At 63.9% G+C, this 15,372-nt stretch carries 15 protein-coding genes; 4 read left to right on the plus strand and 11 right to left on the minus strand.

The window, feature by feature from the left end:
* Nucleotides 1-114 precede the first annotated feature (114 nt).
* Nucleotides 115-765: an oxygen-insensitive NAD(P)H nitroreductase gene (nfsB, locus tag HS968_RS11670; protein ID WP_182371366.1), complete on the plus strand. Its 651-nt coding sequence runs from the start codon at nucleotides 115-117 to the stop codon at nucleotides 763-765.
* 41 nt (nucleotides 766-806) lie between these two features.
* On the opposite strand, the gene HS968_RS11675 is transcribed toward nfsB, so the two are convergent.
* The gene (locus tag HS968_RS11675) at nucleotides 807-1,202 is read right to left on the minus strand and encodes a RidA family protein (protein ID WP_182371367.1); all 396 of its coding nucleotides are present in this window, start codon (nucleotides 1,200-1,202) and stop codon (nucleotides 807-809) included.
* Between the two features lie 139 nt (nucleotides 1,203-1,341).
* On the opposite strand from HS968_RS11675, the gene HS968_RS11680 reads away from it, so the two are divergent.
* The gene (locus tag HS968_RS11680) at nucleotides 1,342-2,295 is read left to right on the plus strand and encodes a LysR family transcriptional regulator (RefSeq protein WP_182371368.1); all 954 of its coding nucleotides are present in this window, start codon (nucleotides 1,342-1,344) and stop codon (nucleotides 2,293-2,295) included.
* Here the strand turns inward: HS968_RS11680 and HS968_RS11685 are convergent.
* The 3 genes from HS968_RS11685 to HS968_RS11695 form a co-directional block, all read right to left on the minus strand.
* Nucleotides 2,286-3,143 carry an alpha/beta fold hydrolase gene (locus HS968_RS11685; RefSeq protein WP_182371369.1) on the minus strand — a complete coding sequence of 286 codons (858 nt, stop codon included), beginning with the start codon at nucleotides 3,141-3,143 and terminating at the stop codon, nucleotides 2,286-2,288. The two genes, HS968_RS11680 and HS968_RS11685, sit on opposite strands and share 10 nt — an antisense overlap.
* A 12-nt stretch (nucleotides 3,144-3,155) precedes the next feature.
* The gene (locus HS968_RS11690; protein ID WP_182371370.1) at nucleotides 3,156-5,948 is read right to left on the minus strand and encodes an autotransporter outer membrane beta-barrel domain-containing protein; all 2,793 of its coding nucleotides are present in this window, start codon (nucleotides 5,946-5,948) and stop codon (nucleotides 3,156-3,158) included.
* Between the two features lie 139 nt (nucleotides 5,949-6,087).
* Entirely contained in the window at nucleotides 6,088-6,402 is a 315-nt protein-coding gene (locus tag HS968_RS11695) for a winged helix-turn-helix transcriptional regulator (RefSeq protein ID WP_238338940.1), read from the minus strand.
* A 90-nt stretch (nucleotides 6,403-6,492) separates the two neighbouring features.
* Here HS968_RS11695 and HS968_RS11700 point away from each other — a divergent pair, with 90 nt between their 5' ends.
* Nucleotides 6,493-7,056 carry a carboxymuconolactone decarboxylase family protein gene (locus tag HS968_RS11700; RefSeq protein ID WP_182371371.1) on the plus strand — a complete coding sequence of 188 codons (564 nt, stop codon included), beginning with the start codon at nucleotides 6,493-6,495 and terminating at the stop codon, nucleotides 7,054-7,056.
* On the opposite strand, the gene HS968_RS11705 is transcribed toward HS968_RS11700, so the two are convergent.
* Together HS968_RS11705 and HS968_RS11710 are read right to left on the minus strand one after the other, a co-directional pair.
* Nucleotides 7,047-8,243, minus strand: coding sequence for a benzoate/H(+) symporter BenE family transporter (locus HS968_RS11705; RefSeq protein WP_182371372.1), 1,197 nt, complete (start codon nucleotides 8,241-8,243; stop codon nucleotides 7,047-7,049). The genes HS968_RS11700 and HS968_RS11705 overlap by 10 nt on opposite strands.
* Entirely contained in the window at nucleotides 8,243-8,854 is a 612-nt protein-coding gene (locus tag HS968_RS11710) for a LysE family translocator (protein ID WP_182371373.1), read from the minus strand. Before HS968_RS11710 ends, HS968_RS11705 begins: the two co-directional genes overlap by 1 nt.
* Nucleotides 8,855-8,998: 144 nt before the next feature.
* Here HS968_RS11710 and HS968_RS11715 point away from each other — a divergent pair, with 144 nt between their 5' ends.
* A complete protein-coding gene (locus tag HS968_RS11715) occupies nucleotides 8,999-9,646 on the plus strand; it encodes a hypothetical protein (protein ID WP_182371374.1) in 648 nt (215 codons plus the stop codon).
* Nucleotides 9,647-9,865: 219 nt separating this feature from the next.
* Here the strand turns inward: HS968_RS11715 and HS968_RS11720 are convergent, their stop codons facing one another.
* The 5 genes from HS968_RS11720 to HS968_RS11740 all read right to left on the minus strand — a co-directional run bounded on the left by HS968_RS11720 (nucleotide 9,866) and on the right by HS968_RS11740 (nucleotide 15,338).
* Nucleotides 9,866-10,045, minus strand: a complete 180-nt coding sequence (locus tag HS968_RS11720; protein WP_179621722.1) for a hypothetical protein — start codon at nucleotides 10,043-10,045, stop codon at nucleotides 9,866-9,868.
* The gene (locus tag HS968_RS11725; protein ID WP_182371375.1) at nucleotides 10,042-11,169 is read right to left on the minus strand and encodes a PepSY-associated TM helix domain-containing protein; all 1,128 of its coding nucleotides are present in this window, start codon (nucleotides 11,167-11,169) and stop codon (nucleotides 10,042-10,044) included. The genes HS968_RS11720 and HS968_RS11725 overlap by 4 nt, the downstream gene beginning before the upstream one ends.
* Nucleotides 11,170-11,266: 97 nt before the next feature.
* Complete coding sequence (locus tag HS968_RS11730) at nucleotides 11,267-13,711, minus strand: TonB-dependent siderophore receptor (protein ID WP_182371376.1); 2,445 nt, start codon at nucleotides 13,709-13,711, stop codon at nucleotides 11,267-11,269.
* A gap of 152 nt (nucleotides 13,712-13,863) precedes the next feature.
* A complete protein-coding gene (locus tag HS968_RS11735) occupies nucleotides 13,864-14,823 on the minus strand; it encodes a FecR domain-containing protein (RefSeq protein ID WP_182371377.1) in 960 nt (319 codons plus the stop codon).
* The gene (locus tag HS968_RS11740; RefSeq protein WP_182371378.1) at nucleotides 14,820-15,338 is read right to left on the minus strand and encodes an RNA polymerase sigma factor; all 519 of its coding nucleotides are present in this window, start codon (nucleotides 15,336-15,338) and stop codon (nucleotides 14,820-14,822) included. Before HS968_RS11740 ends, HS968_RS11735 begins: the two co-directional genes overlap by 4 nt.
* Nucleotides 15,339-15,372 lie beyond the last annotated feature (34 nt).

A 15,372-nucleotide genomic window follows, 5' to 3' on the forward strand; every position in this document is an offset into this window, starting at 1 on the left:
AGCATTTTCATTTTTTCTTTGAAACTCCTAACGGCTTTGCCTGCTTTTTTCGTGCCTGCGCCTGTTGCAGACTAGCGTCCATTTTCGCGTTACCTATTGATCAGGAGAGTGTCCATGAGCCCCGTTTCCTTCGCACGTCAGCGTTACACCACCAAGGCTTACGACGCGAGCCGCCAGGTGGATCAGGCGATCATCGACGAATTGCTGGAATTGCTGCGTCTGTCACCGTCTTCGGTCAATTCGCAGCCGTGGCACTTCGTCGTGGCGAGCACTGCCGAGGGCAAGGCGCGCCTGGCCAAGGGCGCGCAGGGCGGTTTCGCCTACAACCAGCCGAAGATTCTCAACGCCTCGCACGTGATCCTGATCTGCACCCGCCGTGACCTCGACGAGGCCTATCTGGCCGATGTGCTGCAGCAGGAGGCCGACGATGGCCGCTTCCGCGATGACGCGGCGCGCACCACCCAGCACAACACCCGCAGCAGCTATGTCGAACTGCACCGTGGCCTGGGCGATATCCCGCACTGGGCGGAGAAACAGGCCTATCTGGCGCTGGGCACCTTGCTCCTCGGCGCTGCTGCCAAAGGCGTGGATGCCACGCCGATGGAAGGCATCGACCGTGCGGCGCTGGATGAGGAGCTGGGTCTGGCCGCCCAGGGGCTGAGCAGCATGGTCGCGGTGGCGCTGGGGTATCACAGCGACAGCGATTTCAATGCTGCGCTGCCGAAGTCGCGCCTGCCAGCCGAGCGCGTCTTCACTCACCTCTGAGCCTTCGGTCGCGCCCTCGTCTGCAGGGGCGCGACCGCTGCTCATTCCGGCAGCTTGGCGATCACCTTGATCTCGAAGTCGAAGCCGGACAGCCAGGTCACGCCGACCGCAGTCACGTTCGGATAGGGCGCCTCACCCCAGTAGTCGGCTACCACCTCCCAGATGGTTTCGAACTGCGCGTGCGGGTCGACCATGAACACAGTGGTGTCGACCACGTCATCGAAGCTACAGCCCGCCGCCGCGAGAATCGCGTTGAGGTTGGCGAAGGCCAGGCGCACCTGCGCCTTCAGATCGGGTTCGGGCGAGCCGTCCTTGCGGCTGCCAACCTGGCCGGATACGAACAGAAAGCCGTTGGCACGAACTGCAGGCGAGTAGCGGTGAAGCTCGTACAGGTCATGGCGGTCGGCCGGGAAAACCACATCACGTTTGTTGCTCATGCTTGACTCCATTGGGGCCACTGCGGCCCGTTGTTAACGATGAAGCCACTTTAAAAACACCACCGGGCTGGATAAACGCGCAACTCTGGTCATGACTGTTTGTAAAATCCAAACAATCAAGAGCCGAGAGAGACGTGTGATGGATCGTTTCGATGCGATGCAGGCCTTTGCCCGTGTGGTGGAAACCGGCAGCTTCACCAAGGCGGCCGCCACCCTGCACATGAGCAAGACCAGCGTGACCCAGCTCGTCCAGCAACTGGAGGCGCGGCTGCGCGTGCGCCTGCTCAACCGCACTACGCGCAAGGTCAACGTCACCGCCGACGGGGCGGCCTACTACGAACGTGTGGTGCGCCTGCTGGCCGATGTCGACGATGCCGAGACCAGTCTGTCCAGTGCTTCCATGGCGCCGCGCGGCCGCTTGCGGGTGGACGTGCCCAGCCCTTTCGCACGCATGCTGCTGATCCCGGCGTTGCCAACGTTCTACGCGCGCTATCCGGAAATCCAGCTGACCCTGGGCGTGAGCGACCGCATCGTCGACATTATTGGAGAGAACGTCGATTGCGTGGTACGCGGCGGCGAGATCACCGACCAGTCGTTGATCGCGCGGCATGTCGGCGATCTGCAGCTCGGCATCTACGCCACGCCGGGTTATCTGCAACGTGCCGGAACGCCGATGCACCCACATGAACTGGAGGACGCTGGTCATCACACCGTGGGCTTTCTCTGGTCACGCACCGGCAAGGCCTTGCCCTACGCGATGCGTCGTGGCGACGAACGCATCGAGGCCCATGGCCGCCCGCGGCTGATCGTCGATGATGGCAACGCCTACCTGGCCGCCGGCCTTGCGGGCCTCGGCATGCTCTGGTTGCCGCACTACATGGCCAAGCCGCATCTGGCGAGCGGCGAACTGGTGCGCCTGTTTGAGGACTGGCAGATGACGCCGATGCCGATGTACCTGGCGTTCCCGCCGAACCGGCACGTCAGCGCCAAGCTGCGGGTATTCATCGACTGGGTAGTAGAACTGATGGCCGAGCATGCGCCGGTGCTGGGGCGGGATGCCGGCCGCTCACGCCGGTTGGCTGATCAAGGCTGATCTGGCGTGTTCGCCTGTGCATCCTGCTGCAGCTTCAGCCACAGGCTCGGCCAATCGCGCGCCCAGCAGCAGGCGTGGTCATGTTCGGGCAGCAGGTAGACGCGCGAGGGTGTGCCGGGCGGGTAGGCGTTATTGAAGGCGCTGGCCAGGGCGGCGGGCACGATGCGGTCGCGACCGCCGGCCAGGTGCTGCTGACGCGTGCTGGCCAATGCCGGCCGCTGGTCTGCGGGATTCAGCGAGCGCTTCAGCGGTTGCAGGCGATGGTAGGTCGTCCAGGCCTGTGGATCGAGATTCCCCGCCACGGTGACGACACGCGCCACATCATCACGTCGCGCCGCCAGTAGCAGTGCAAGGGCGCCACCGCCTGAGTAACCCACCAGGATCAGTTGCCGCGCACCGACGCGCGCCTTCAACTGGTCAACGGCTTGAGCGAGGCTGTCCACCACCTCTGGCGCGAAGCGCGCGTCCGTCCAGTAGTCCCGAGAGCAGGCCGGCTGAGTCGCGATGAACTGGCAGGGCCGGGCAAGGTAGGCCGCCGCACCACTCGGTTGGGCCAGCGCCAGTTGCAAGGCGACAGGCGTCAGGGGCGTGGGGTCGGTCGAGGGGCGGGTTGAGGTGAGCCAGGCAAACCCGTCGCCTTCCAGATAGATCACGAGAGTGTCGCCAGTCGCCGCCTTTGGCAGGTAGGCGCGCAGTTGAAACGGCGCCGCTTCGAGGTTTTGCGCCGCCCAACCACGCTCCGCTGCCAGCTTATCAGCGGTGTGCGCACGCTGTTCGGGCGTTGGCAACGTGGCGCAACCCACCACCAGGGTGAGCAGCGCCGCGCTAGCCAGGCGGACGAGACGCATCACAAGGTGCCGTTAGAACATCCAGCGCAGTTGCACCGATGCGGTCTGGCTGAGGAAGCCTTCGCGGTGCAGGGCGTCATAGCGGCCAGTGATCTCGGTGCCGTTGGCGGTGGTGTAGATCAGGCCGGCACCGGCGCGCTGCGACCAGGCCGACTGATTACTACCCTCGGTGACGAAGGCAGCATCCGGGGCGCCTGCGTAGGCGGCGATGATGGCGGTGTCGCGGTTGTAGAAGTCGTAGCCGGCGCCGAGGTTGGCGGTGGCGGTGAGCTGCTCGGTGAGGTCGTGGGTCAGCAGGCCGTCTAGGCCCAGCACCAGCGCATCGGTGCTGCGCGACTTCACCTGCAGGCTGAGACCACCGGCACCTTTCTCGCGATAGGCCTCATCTTCGACCCAGGTGTAGTCGAGGTGAAGCGACGGTTTGAAGATGGTGCGCTCGCTCAACTGGAAGCGTCGATCCACGCCGATTCCGGCATGGGCGGTCTTGCTGTCGTAGCTGGACTCGGCGTTCAGACCGACGAGATCGATCTGGCGCTTGCCATCGCTGCGCATCTTGCCTGTATCGAGTTGGAACAGCAGGTCGCTGCTGGCGTCTAGGGCATGACGGCCGTAGAAGATGAGCTGATAGGTGTCGATGTCCGCACTCTGTTTCGGCCCGGCTGAGTTGCTCGAGACGTCGGTCTTGGCATAGGCGAGCGCCAGGCCCAGATCGGTATCGGGAGAGACGCTGGCATCGGCGCCGATCACGAAGCCATGGGTCTCGGCGCTGTAGCCGACCACGCCATTGCGGTTGTCCTGGCGCGAGCGGGTAGTGAACGGCTTCATCCACAGATGACGGTCACCCAGGAAAGCATCGCCCGATGACAGGCCGCGTGTTGCGTCGACACGCGACTGGATCACCGAGTTGATGCTGCCCAGGGTGTTGTTGGCCAGGTTGATCGAGTTGCCGGTCAGCAGTGGCAGGGTTTGCTGCACCTTGCTGGTGACCTCGCCGGCATCCTCGCTGGCGACGATTTCCTGCAGCGCCTGGTTGAGTTCGGCGGAGCCGGTGCCATTGGCCAGCAGGTCGTCCCACACGGCGGCGGCCCCCAATGCGCCAGGTGATTGCGGGGAAACGGCGCCGCTGATGCTATTCATGCCGGTATCGCGCACCACCAGATCCATGCCGTTGGCACGGAACAGCGTGGAGAAGGCATAGCGCAGGGAGTTGTCGGTTACGCGCAGGCCACTATCGGTGAGGCCGCCGTTGGCGGTGATCACATCGGTCAGGTCGCCGCCTGTGTAGCTGGACTTGACGTCGACCTTGAGGGTGCCGCCCAGGTTTGCCGTACCGCCGACCGCCAGGGTGCTGTAACTGGCTACGTTGGCCGCTGCGATGTTCAACGAACCGCTGGCGCTCTGGGTGAAGTTGCCGCCGACGCTGCTGCTCACCACCGATCCGCCTGTGGCGTAATTGCTCAGGCTGGCGCCCTGTTTCAACACCAGATCGCCGCTGTTGAGGAAATTGGCCAGGTTGCCCAGTTGCAGGTTGCCGATGGCCAGCCCGCCGGCGCTGTTTTCGACATCCACGGCTACGCCGTAACCCACCAGGAACGCCGTACTGGCTGAGACGAGCGTGCCGCTGTTGACGACCTCGCCCGAACTGGCTGAGTTGACCTGGATACCGGTGCCGCTGGTGTTCAGCGTACCCGTGTTGGTGACACTGACCATTCCGTTGTTGGATTCGGCGAGCAAGCCGGTAAGGGCGTTGATCCGCCCGGCGTTGAGCATGCTGATCGTGCCCTGGGCGCTGGCGCCCGCCATGCCAGCGTCCCACACGGCGTTGATGACGCCGCTGGCGGTGTTGGTGGTGGTCACGTTGCCGATGCCATCGCTATAGGCACTGATGCCGTGAAAATCCGGGCTGACCTGGCTGAGGTTGAGGTTGCGGTTGGCGGTGATGCTGCCGCTGTTGGTGACCGTCACGTTGCCGCCGGTACCGGCAGCCACAACCGCATCGTAATGGTCGGCGACCACGGTGCCGCTGTTGCTGATCTGTGCGCCGCCATTGGAAGACCAGGCGATCAGACCCTGGCGAGTGGTCGAACGGACGCTGCCACGGTTATCGATCACCGCTGTGCCGTTATAGTCGATCGCGCGTGCGCCGGCCTGATAAGCATGAACCGAGCCCAGGTTGGTGATGCTGACGCTGACCGGCGTCAGGCTGGCCGAGCCACCGTCGGCGTACAGGCCACGCCCGCCGGCTACGGTTACGCTGCCACGGTTGGTCAGCGAGACGGCGCCATTGTTGGAGGTGGCGGTGATGCCGTCGGAACTGGCGCCGAAGCTCGATATGCTGGCGGCGCTGTCCACCACGATGGTGTTGCTGGTGCTCGTGTCGTTGCTTTCCGAGCGTAGCCAGACCGCGCCGAACGGGCCTGCGGAGGTGATGCTCACCCCCGAGCCGATCTGCAGATTGGCATCCCAGCCGGGCTGACTGGAATACATGTACACCGCCGGATAATCACTGCGGTTCAGCACCGTGGTGCCGTCGATGGTCAGGTTCTGGGTGAACGGGCCACTGTCGTAGGGCGAACTCAACACAGCGACCGAATTTGCCGTGGTATCCGTCACGGTGAGCGACGAAGTACCCGTGCCCCCCACCATCTGGATGTCGGTGGTGCTGCATTGCGTCGTAGTGATATTGCCCGACGTGCTGCAGTTGGTTGCCGCCATTGCTGCGCCGGAGCTCAACAGGAGCGATGCCTGGGCGATTTGCAGGGAAAGACGGCGGAGCGGAAAGTGGCGACGGCTGGGGGGCTGCATGATGCCTTCCATGTGATGTTGTTATGGGGCTGGAGTCAAAACGCCAGCAGATAGTGAAGAAGGCGACGCCTTTTGTCATCACCGTCCGCTCCAGCCTGGCCGTCGGTTCGCATCGTCGTGCCGAACTTGCGCTCTACCGCTACGGCATCTCTTGCAACTGACTGGCCCATTTGTCGGCGAAGCGATAGAGCGGCAGGAAGGTTTCCGCCAACTCCGTTCCCAGGAGGGTGAGCGCATATCCCTTGTCGCCTGAATCGATGAGGCCTGCGGCGCGTAGCTCGTTGATCCGGCTCTGCAGCACGGTCGGTGAGATATCGCCCGAGGCACTTCGCAACGCCCTGGAGTTGAGTGCGCCGTCGCGCAGTTCCCAGAGGATGCGTAGCGCCCACTTCTGCCCGAGCAGATCCAGCAGCGCCATGATCGGGCGACGGCCGTTGAGAATCGATGAAGTCATGCTGCGTTCATCACTCCTGTTTATCGGACTTGTTTGCTACTGAATCAGTAGCAATACTGTTGCTACATATTCGATAGCGGAGGATACAGCATGACTCGAATTGCAGCACTGAACCGACCCTACGCCGAGGACATTCAGGCGTCTTTCGACCGGATCATGGGCCCAGGCGTGCCACCCCTGGTGTTGTTCACCTCCTTGGCGAGCAGCAAACGGGCCTGGAGCAAGTTCACCGCGGGCGCTCTGCTCGATGGCAAGCTGCTGACGCTACGCCAGCGTGAACTGGTGATCGACCGATGCTGCGCGTTGACCGGCTGCGAGTACGAATGGGGTGTGCATGTGACGACTTTCGCCCAAGCGGCTGGCCTGAGCCGGGAGGAGGTGAGCGCCACGTTGGACAGGCCGCTGCGCGAGCACCTCTGGGCGGCCGAGGAGGCCGCGTTGCTGGCGAGCGTCGATGCGCTGCATGAGCGCGCGACGCTGAGCGATGAAGAGTTCGCGCGAATTCGCACGTATTTCGATGATGAGCAGATTCTGGAAATTCTGATGTTGGCAGGCTTCTACCGGACGGTTGCCTATCTCGCCAACGGGCTCGATCTGCCCCTGGAGCGGGGCGCGGCGACATTCAGTGAATATCGCCGCATGGCTCAGGCCTGACGCTTGCCCCAGTTAAGCACGGCCAACGTCAGCAGGCCGCCGACGATGCCCCAGAACGCCGAGCCGACGCCGAGCAGGGTCATGCCCGAGGCGGTGACCAGGAAGGTCACCAGCGCTGCCTCGCGTTCGTTCGGCTCGCTCATGGCCTGGGTCAGGCCACCGATGATCGAGGCGAACAGCGCCAACGCCGCGATGGACAGGATCAAGGCGGCCGGCAGAGCGGCGAACAGTGCCGCCAGGGTAGCGCCGAAGATGCCGGCGATGCCGTAGAACACCCCGCACCAGACCGCTGCGGTGTAGCGCTTGCGCGGGTCTTCGTGAGCTTCAGGGCCGGCACAGATGGCGGCGCTGATGGCGGCCATGTGGATGCCGTGGCTGCCGAAGGGCGCCATCAGGATCGAGATCAGGCCGGTGCTGGCGATCAGTGGCGAGGCCGGTACGTCGTAGCCGTTGGCGCGCAATACCGCCATGCCTGGCAGGTTCTGCGAGGCCATGGCGACGATGAACAGCGGGATACCGATGCTGATGGCAGATGACAGCGAGAAGCTTGGCGTCGTCCACTCCGGCGTGGCCAGTTCAAGGCTGAAACCGGTGAAGTCCAGCAGGCCCAGAATGCCTGCCATCAGGCTGCCGGCGATCAGTGCGGCAAGCACCGAGTAGCGCGGCCACAGGCGTTTGCCGACCAGGTAGGCGAGCAGCATGGCCAGCACCAGCCAGGGCTGCTGCTCGGCGGCGTTGCAGATTTCCAGGCCGATCTTGAACAGCACGCCGGCCAGCAGGGCGGCGGCGAGAGACGCCGGGATACGGCGCATCAGGCGGTCGAAGGTGCCGGTCAGGCCGATCAGCAGGATCAGCGCGGACGCCAGGATGTAGGCGCCGATGGCCTCGCCATAGGACACCTCGGGCAGGCTGGTGATCAGCAGCGCTGCACCCGGTGTCGACCAGGCGATCATCACCGGCGCCCGGTAACGCAGCGACAGCGCGATGCTGCCGATTGCCATGCCGATCGACAGCGCCCAGATCCACGAGGAGATCTGCCCGCTGGTCAGACCGGCCGCCTGGCCAGCCTGGAACATCAGCACCAGCGAGCTGGTGTAGCCGGTGAGCATGGCGATGAAGCCAGCCACCACGGAGGAGGTGGAGCTGTCGGCCAGTGGGCGCAGGCGGGGTGAGGTTGCGTCTTGCATCAGAACAGTCCCGTGTCGACGAGGATGGGGTAGAGCGAAGCGACCAAGAGTAACGCCATACTGATGTTGAAGGCGCGCAGCGCACGCGGGTTATTCAACCAGTTGCGCAGCAGGCTGCCGGCCACCGTCCACAGACCGACGCTGGGGCAGTTGACCAGGGCGAACAGTGCGGCGATCAGCAGCACATTGGTGAAGAAACCCTCATGCGGGGTATAGGTGGTAATGGCGCCGATGGCCATGATCCAGGCCTTCGGGTTGACCCACTGGAACGCGGCAGCCTGGAGGAACGTGAACGGCTTGGCTGCCGCAGCGCCACTGCTTTGCGGGGCGCCGGATTGAGCGATCTTCCAGGCCAGGTAAAGCAGGTAGGCGGCGCCGGCATAGCGCAACACGCTGTGTAGCAGCGGCACCTGCTCGAACAACTGGCCCAGGCCGAGGCCGACGGCAGCTACCAGCAGCATGAAGCCCAGGCTGATGCCGAGCATGTGTGGCAGGCTGCGACGCACGCCGAAGTTCACCCCGGAGGCCAGCAACATCATGTTGTTCGGGCCGGGTGTGATCGAGGTGACGAAGGCGAAGGCCACGAAGGCGAGCAGCAGGTCAGTGGTCATTTGCGAGACTCCATCGAGAGCGCATCAGACTATTGCGCCGCCCGTGCGCCGTCGCGGTACAGCCAACAGCGTGATGAGCCGTACAGTCTGGCCAAGGGGCGCTCAGCTGGTTAGCCTCGGCTTTTTTCTCGCAAGGACATGCCCATGCAACCGGACAATCCCTACAGCGCGCCGCAGGTCGAATTGCTCGAGCAGCGCCCCGATCTTTCGCTGCCGGGCTGGAGTGTCCGGCAGTTACAGGTGCTCGGTTGGCTGGCGCTGGTATCGGTGCTGGCCAATGCACTGGTGGTTGGGTTGGTGCTGGCCAGCAGCCTGCTGGAGACGACCGAGGCGCAGGTGCTGGTGCTCTACACCGAGTGGCTGAGCCTGCTGCTGGTGCTGCTCGGTTGTTACCTGCTGCTGCGCTTCAAGGCTTTCGCCGAGGCGCGTTTCGGCGCACGACGCCTGCAGGTGCCGATATGGTCGCTGGTGGTGGTGACGCTGGCGCTGGAGGTGGCCGATCTGCTGTTCGGCCAGGGCCTGTTCACCGGCCTCGACTGGCAGACCATCGGCTATGTGGGGCTGCTTTGCACGATGGGGGCGTGTACCACCTGGCTGGGACTGCGCCTGTTGAAGATCGAGTATCCCTATCCGACGCTGAAGGTCATGGCCTGGCTGGATATCGTCGGCGGCCTGATGCTGGCCAGCGTCCTGCTCATGTTGCTGGCCATCGTGCCCTTGCTCGGCGCAGGTGTGACGCTGATGCTGGTGTTCTTCAAGGGCGCTGGCGAGTTGCGCGAACACGCCGCTTAGAGCCTGTTCAAAGTCTCGCGAGCTAGAGCCAGGCAATACCGATGGCGGCCCCGCGAATCGAGCGAAGAACGCTCGGAGTCGCGTTCGACTTTACGAGCTGTAAATGAGTATTTCGACGGGGGCGCCCAGCCCGGGCTGGCGTTCCAGCTTGATTTCAACGCTGCATGGCCGACGCGCAGCAGACTTTGAACACGCTCTTAGACGGCGCGTTCGTTTGACTCAGGATTGCGCCTTGCTGCGACGCAGCAGCGGCCAGACGCCGAGCAGCGCCGGAATGCCCAGGCCGAGCCAGGACAGTGAATCCCACCAACCATCACCGAGCAGGGCGGCGAATAGCCCGAGGGCGCTGAGCAGGCCGATCAGCGCCGGCAAGGCGAACGTCGACTCGCGCCACTTCATTGCGCCACCTGCGCTGTTTGTTTGAGGCGCGGCGTACGCCGCCGAACCCACCACAGGTACAGACCGCTGAGCAGCACGATGATGGTCAGCACGTTGAGCACCGCCCAGAGAATCTGCATCGGCCTGCCGCCGTAGTCACCGAAGTGCAGCGGCTGCGACATCGACAGCGCGTCCATGTACCAGGGGCGCTCGGCAATGGCCGTGACTTCCAGGCGTTGCGCGTCGATCAGTACCGGTGTCCACAGATGGGCTGTGAGGTGCGTGCTGCCGATCATGAACACGGTGTAGTGGTGTTCGGTGGAAAAGCGCGTGCCGGGGAAGGCGATGAAGTCCGCCTGCATGCCCGGCAAAGCCTCGCCGGCAATGCGCAGCAGTTCATCCGCCGGGGCGCGCTGCTGCAAGGGCGGCGCACCGCGATAGGGCTCCATCAGTGCCCCCAGGGCTTCTTCGCGCCAGGCTTCGATCAGAATATCCGCACAGGCGCTGATCACGCCGGTGATGCCGACCACCAGCGCCCAGGTCAGGGTGACGATGCCGATCAGGTTATGCAGGTCGAGCCAGCGTGTGCGTGTCGAGCGGTCATGGCGCACCTCGGCGAATTTCAGGCGGCGCATGAACGGGGCGTAAAGCACCACGCCAGACACGATGGCCACGACGAACAGCAACCCCATGGAGGCCAGCAGCAACTTGCCGGGCAGGCCGGCGAACATGTCCACGTGCAGGCGCAGGATGAACATCAGTACGCCACCGTTGGCGGCCGGCATGGCCACCGGTTCGCCGTTGCGTGCATCGAGCATGAAGGTGTGCGAGGAGTTGGGCTCGGTGCCGGCAGTTGCCGCGGTGATGGCGATGATGCCGTTGGGCTCGTCCTTCTCGAAACCCAGGTATTGGATCACCTCGCCCGGGCGGTGGCGCTCGGCGGCGTCCACCAGTTGTTGCAGGTTCAGGTAGGGCGTGTCGGGCGGCAGTTCGCGCAGCTCGGGCGCTTCGCCGAGCAGGTGCTCGAGTTCGTGATGGAAGATCAATGGCAGGCCGGTGAGCGCCAGCATCAGCAGGAACAGGGTGCAGATCAGGCTGGACCAGGTGTGCAGCCATGACCAGCGGCGGATGGTTGTCGATCTCATGGTTTATCCGAGTGTCGGCACGTAAAGCGGAAAAACACCGCGGCCGTGCAAGGCGGCCACAGTGTTTTCCAGGTGCATCGGTTGCCCGCGTGGGTGCTTACCACTTGTAGCCGAGGCTGGCGGTCACCCGACGTGGGTCGCCGGCGTAGCAGTAGAAACCGTCGCAGGTGGCCAGGTATTCCTTGTCGAACAGGTTCTCGGCGTTGAGTGCGATGCTTGCACCGCGCAGGCTGGCGTCGAGCTTGCCAAGGTCGTAGCGCACGGCGGCGTCGTAGACGGTGTAGGCGCTGCTGTGACCATCGGAGAGGTCTCTGATGTTACCTATCTGGCCGACGGCGACATTGTCGGTGGAACCGACGAAGCGCGCGCCGAAGCCAACGCCGAAACCCGCCAGCGGGCCGACGCTGAAGTCATAGTTCGCCCAAAGCGAGGCTTGATGCTCAGGTGTCAGCGGGAGCGCGCGGTTCTTGTCGCGCGGGTCGCCGACCTTGGTCATCTTGCTGTTGGTATAGGTGTAGGAGGCGGTCAGGCTTAGATTCTCAGTGACGTTACCCGTGGCTTCCAGTTCAAAGCCGCGTACCTGCACTTCACTCACAGGCTCGCTGGCACCCAGCGTGTTGGTCGAAATGATGTTTTGCCGCTTCAGGTCGTAGACCGCTGCGGTGAACAGTATATCGCTACCCGGCGGCTGGTATTTGATCCCCAACTCGTACTGCTTGCCGGTGCTGGGTTGGAAGGCTTCCCCTGTGCCAGCTACGGTGTCGGTCATCCCGCCTGCTTCAGCCTGGAAGGATTCGGCGTAAGAAATGTAGGGCGTGAAACCCGAATCGAAGACGTAGCTCAGCGCCGCATTGCCACTGAATTGACTGTCGCGGCGATGATCTTTCGCGTCATTGGCGTTGTAGAACACCGAGTCGGTGTCCAGACGATCCCAGCGGCCGCCCAGAGTCAGGCGCCAGGCGTCCAGCGACAGTTGATCTTGCACATACAGGCCCGTGTTACGGCGCTTCTGGTTGTAGTCCTGCAGGCGCCAATACGTTACGCCGCTGAAGTCCTGACCGTAGACCGGGTTGATGATGTTGCTGGAGGGAGCGCTGCCGTACAGCCAGCGATAATCGGTGTTCACGCGCTGGTAATCGAGGCCGAGCAACAGCGTGTGGCCGATCACGCCAGTGTTGAAGTCGGCCTGGAAATTGTTGTCCACGGCGAAATGGCGGACGTTCTCGTCGTAGACGTTGGCGCCGCGAGCAACGGTGCCATCGGGGCTTACCGCTTCATGTGGGCCATTGGGCCAATGCATGCCGCCGGCCGTGATGATCTGGTTGTCCAGTTCCAGCTTGCTGTAGCGCAGGTTCTGGCGGAACTGCCAGACGTCGTTGATGCGGTGCTCGAAGGCATAGCCCAGGGCGTAGAAGGTCTTGTCGTAGAACTCCCAGTCCGGGTCGCCGAGGTTCTTGTTGTAGTCGACCTTGCCGGCCGGTGTGCTCAGTTTGGTGCCCTGTAGCGGCAGGAACTGGCTGGTGCCACCGGTATCGTCGCGGTTGAACTGGCTGAGGAAGGTCAGCTTGGTCTCGTCGCCAATGTTCCAGGTCAGGCTGGGCGCCAGGTTGAAGCGCTGGTCGTCCATGTGCTCGACCACCGTACCGCTGTCGCGCCCCATGCCGCTGATGCGATAGAGGAAGCGACCTTCGTCGTCGATGCGACCGGTGCTGTCGAAGTTGATCTGTTTGTGGTTGTAGTTGCCGACCTGCACTTCGACTTCATGTCTGCTTTCATCCTGCGGGCGCAGGCTGACCGCATCCACCAGGCCGCCGGGCGGCGTCTGGCCATATACCGAGGAGGCCGGGCCACGCAGGATGGCGACGCGCTCGAGGTTCCAGGTTTCCAGTTTGGGCATGGCATAGCTGCCCTTGGGCAGTGGCAGGCCGTCGAGCATCTGGATCGGCTCGAAACCGCGAATCTTCATCCAGTCGGCGCGGCTGTCGCTGCCATAACTGCTGGCGACGACGCCCGGCATGTAACGCACCGCATCGTCGAGGTTCTGCACCTTGCGGTCGCGCAGTTGTTCACGGGTGGCTACCGAAATGGAGCGCGGGGTTTCCAGCAGCGGGGTATCGGTCTTGGTGCCGACCGCGACGCGGTTGGCCAGGTAGCCGTTGGCCGGGCCCCAGGCGCTTTCGCTGGCCTGGCCCGTCGCCGTGACGGTCACGTCGGGCAGTGCCATGGCTTCCTGGTCGGCCGGCGCCAGGCTGTAGGCGCCCGAGCCGCCGCCTTGCAGCTGCAGGCCAGTGCCGCGCAATGCCTGGTTGAGCGCGTCGATGGCGTCGAAGTCACCGTTGACCGGAGCCGAACGCTTGCCGGCGGTCAGCGCCGGATCGATGCTCAGGGTAATACCCGCCTGGCTGGCGATCTGATTGAGGGTGCTGGACAGCGGGCCGGCCGGCAACTGATAGGCGTCGGCCTGAGCCAGGCCGATATGGCCAGCCATGGCGACGGTCATGGCCAGCAGGGTGTGGCGGAACGGGGCAGGGCGGAAAGACATTGCGAACTTCTCCTAAGCGGGAATGCATCTCAATGTCCTGTTGCCGAAGCAGAATGAAAAAGTGACAGGGGTGGGCAGAAAAAATATTTCTACCGCGCCATCCATGGGTTCCCCGGCTGTAGGCAAGGTCTAGATGATTCCCCCGGCAACGCTTATTTTTCGGCCGGCACCACGCGTGTCCACCAGGGGCCAACCTGTTCGATGCGTACCGGCAGGCTGGGCGGCAGGGCGGCCAGCGCCTTGTCCGTATCGTGCAAGGGGAAGCTGCCGCTGATGCGCAGTCCAGCCAGGCTCGGGTCGAGGCTGAGGTAGCCGCTACGGTACTCGCCAATCTGCTCGATCAGTTGCGCCAACGGCAGTTCGTCCGCCACCAGCATGCCACGGCTCCAGGCATCGGCGCCGATGGGAGCGGGCGTGCTGGCGCCCAGGTGCTGGCTGTCCATGCGTATCTGTTCGCCGCTGTGGACGATGCGTTCTTGCGCGCCGGATCGTGGCCGTGCGGCAACGGCAGACTGCAGCACGATCAGTTCGGTGACATCGCCTTCGCTGCGCACCAGGAAGCGTGTGCCCAGCGCTTGCAGGCGTCCTTGCGCCGTTTCGACGACGAAGGGCCGCGTATCGCCCTTGGCGGTCTGGATGAGGATTTCACCGCTGCGCAGTACCAGGCGTCGTTCCTGTCCATCGAACTCCACATCCAGCGCACTGCGGCTGTTGAGGCGGATCTGGCTGTGGTCAGCCAACAGCAGTTCGCGCTGCTCACCACCTGCGGTGTGGTAGTCGGCCAGGTAGTCACTCAGTGGCCGCTGCTGAGCCAGCAGTGCCAGGGTGATGCCCGCGGCCAGAACCACGCCCAGCGCACTGCCGCCCAGGCGCCGCAAACTGCGCCGCCGAGCACCGCCACCCTGCAGCAGGGCGCGGCGCGCCATGGGCGGCGCGGCAGCGGTCAATTGCTGATCGATGCCGCCCAACTGGCGCCAGACCACCGCGTGCTCCGGATGGGCCGCCAGCCACTGGTTGAACTCATGGCGTTGCTGATCATTGGCGTCACCGGAATCCAGGCACAGTTGCCAGGCGATGGCTTCGTCGAGGGCGCGGGCTGATACCTGGCTCATCGTGGCTCGCCATACAGCGCGATGTAACACTGACGCAGGCCCTGAGCCAGGTACTGGCGTACGCGCGACGGCGAAACGCCGAGGCGTTCGGCGATCTCGGCATGACCGAGGCCGTCCAGGCGACTATGGAAGAAGGCGGCGCGGGCCTTGCTCGACAGTTGGCCGAGCAGGCGGTCGATCTCGCTCAGTTGCTCCAAGGCCAGTGCTTGTTCTTCCGGGCTGGGGTGCAGGGCTTCGGGGGCCAGAGCGAGTTCGTCAAGGTAGGCGCGTTCCAGCGCGCTGCGGCGGAACTGGTCGACCAGCAGGCCTTTGGCGATGGTGGTGAGCAGCGCCCTTGGTTCGCGTGGGGTTTGCAGGTCATCACGGCCAAGCAGGCGAACGAAGGTGTCCTGGCTCAGGTCTTCGGCGCGTTGTGGGCAGCTGAGGCTTTTGCGCAGCCAGCCGAACAGCCAGTCGCGATGGTCGCGGTAGAGCAGACCGACCAGCTGCTGATTGCTGGAATCCTGAACCGACACGCGCACCTCGCGATAACCTAAGTTAAGGTGATAA

Origin of the sequence: Pseudomonas berkeleyensis (genome assembly GCF_014109765.1) — a bacterium.
Classification (GTDB): Bacteria; Pseudomonadota; Gammaproteobacteria; order Pseudomonadales; family Pseudomonadaceae; genus Aquipseudomonas; species Aquipseudomonas berkeleyensis.